The following is a 1,144-nucleotide window of genomic DNA, read 5'->3' as shown; positions in this document are numbered from 1 at the left end:
GTCGATGCACTTGCCACTCTTCTTCACGATCAGCTGATACGTCGTACCGGCCGTCGGGGCGGTCGCCGCGTTCGACGGCAACATCGAGTGCCCGACGATGGCGGCCGGGACGGCGACCACCGTGGCGAGGAGAGCGGCGCGCTTCCGGGAAAGAGACATGATCAACCCACCGGGTTCCAGTTGTCGGTGCCCGCCAGGTACTTCTGCGGGGTGTAGTTGGCGGCCTGCGAGTCACTCAGCTGCGGCCGGTTGCTGTTGGTGGTCGCGCCGGCTCCGGTGTTCCGGTACTCCAGGAACCGTGCGTTCTGCCAGACGTTGCCGGACATGTCGGTCCACGGCTGGGCGGTCCTCATGGTCGCGCTCAGGCTGGACTCGCGGAACAGCACCTGGGCGTTCGGGCCCCACGGGCGCCCGAGCTGGGTGGTGTTGTTCGTCGCGCCGGTGATCGTGCACCGGTAGAAGAGGAAGCCGTACGGGTTCGCGGCGTCGGTGCGGGCCGCCGTGATCGGGCCACCGCTGGTCCGCTTCTCGTGAACCCTGGTGCCGTTGAACACCGCGGTGCCGCCGCCGAAGACGAAGTCGACGGTGCCCTCAACGTAGCCGCCCTTGACGTACGAGCGGCCGCTGTTGACCAGAAGGGTGTCCTGCGCGCCGAGGAACCGGACGTTGTCGAAGACGAGCTTGTCGGCGTTCAGGTTCGCGGCCACCGCCTGCGACCCTTCGCCGTAGTCGTTCGAGATCGTCAGGTTGGTGGCGTTGAACTCCCTGCCGTTGGCGAACAGCGTCGCGCTGCCCGACGTGCCGTAGCCTCCGGCCGAGCTGTGGTTGTTGACGATCACCACGTCGTCGCTGGAGTCACCGCCGCCCCTCAGGGTGATGAACGGCTTGCTCGACGGGATCGTCACGATCTCCCGGTAGGTACCCGGCTTGATGGTGATCGTCTGACGGCTGGTGTTGTTCGCACCCACCGCGTCGATCGCGGCCTGCACGGTCCGGTACTTACCGGTGCCGTCGGCGGCGACCGTGAACGTGCCGGGGGTCCCGCCGGAGACCGGGGTGAACGACCACTGCTTGTTGGAGTTGGCGGTGCAGGTCTCCTGGATGATCGCCGCGCCGTTCGCCGTCGAGGCGCCCTGGTCGGAGA

The 1,144-nt window shown here is 67.4% G+C and carries 1 protein-coding gene; it reads right to left on the bottom strand.

Annotation, left to right across the window (positions count from 1 at the left end):
* Window positions 1–161 precede the first annotated feature (161 nt).
* A partial coding sequence (locus AB0G04_RS44215; protein ID WP_360996770.1) for a pectinesterase family protein occupies window positions 162–1,144 on the bottom strand: 983 nt, incomplete at its 5' end.

This window comes from Actinoplanes sp. NPDC023801, assembly GCF_040639655.1.
Taxonomy (GTDB): domain Bacteria; phylum Actinomycetota; class Actinomycetes; order Mycobacteriales; family Micromonosporaceae; genus Actinoplanes.
The sequence above is the reverse complement of the archived record's forward strand: the minus strand, read 5'-3'. Positions and strand labels throughout refer to the sequence as shown.